We start from the raw sequence: 1,180 nt of genomic DNA, 5'->3' as shown, positions 1-1,180 counted from the left end.
AAGTTTGAACGTAATAAGCCACACGTAAACGTGGGCACAATCGGTCACGTTGACCATGGTAAAACAACTCTTACTGCTGCGATCGCAACAATCTGTGCGAAAACTTACGGCGGTGAAGCGAAAGATTACTCACAAATCGACTCAGCTCCTGAAGAAAAAGCACGTGGTATTACCATTAATACTTCACACGTAGAATACGATTCTCCAATTCGTCACTACGCGCACGTAGACTGCCCAGGACACGCCGATTATGTTAAAAACATGATCACTGGTGCTGCTCAGATGGATGGTGCGATCCTTGTATGTGCTGCGACTGACGGTCCAATGCCACAAACTCGTGAACACATCCTTCTTTCTCGCCAAGTAGGTGTACCTTACATCATCGTATTCTTAAACAAATGCGACCTTGTTGACGACGAAGAATTGCTTGAATTAGTAGAAATGGAAGTTCGTGAACTTCTTTCTACTTATGACTTCCCAGGTGATGACACTCCAGTGATCCGTGGTTCTGCTCTTGCTGCACTTAACGGTGATGCAGGTCAGTACGGTGAGTCTTCAGTTCTTGCACTTGTTGAAGCGCTTGACTCTTACATTCCAGAACCAGAACGTGCAATCGACAAAGCATTCTTGATGCCAATCGAAGACGTATTCTCTATCTCTGGTCGTGGTACGGTTGTAACTGGTCGTGTAGAAGCGGGTATCATCAAAGTTGGTGAATCTGTAGAAATCGTGGGTATCCGTGATACTCAAACAACTACAGTAACTGGCGTTGAAATGTTCCGTAAACTTCTTGACGAAGGTCGTGCGGGCGAGAACTGTGGTATTCTTCTACGTGGTACTAAACGTGAAGACGTACAACGTGGTCAAGTACTTGCTAAACCAGGTACAATCAAGCCGCACACTAAATTCGACGCAGAAGTATACGTACTTTCTAAAGACGAAGGTGGTCGTCACACTCCATTCCTAAATGGCTACCGTCCACAGTTCTACTTCCGTACAACTGACGTAACTGGTGCAATCCAATTACAAGAAGGCGTTGAAATGGTAATGCCAGGTGACAACGTAGAAATGTCAGTAGAATTGATCCACCCAATCGCAATGGACCCAGGTCTACGTTTTGCGATCCGTGAAGGTGGTCGTACTGTAGGTGCTGGTGTTGTTGCGAAAGTAACTGCATAAT

Annotated in this window: 1 protein-coding gene; it reads left to right on the top strand. The window is 45.5% G+C overall.

Features of this window, described 5'->3' with window-relative positions; translation table 11 throughout:
- Window positions 1–1,179, top strand: a 1,179-nt coding sequence (tuf, locus tag GBN19_RS15405; RefSeq protein WP_215903497.1) for an elongation factor Tu, incomplete at its 5' end; no start/stop codon positions are given.
- Between the last annotated feature and the right edge of the window lies 1 nt (window position 1,180).

Source organism: Acinetobacter brisouii (assembly GCF_008993995.1).
GTDB lineage: Bacteria > Pseudomonadota > Gammaproteobacteria > Pseudomonadales > Moraxellaceae > Acinetobacter > Acinetobacter brisouii_A.
This window is presented reverse-complemented; position numbering and strand designations above follow the sequence as displayed.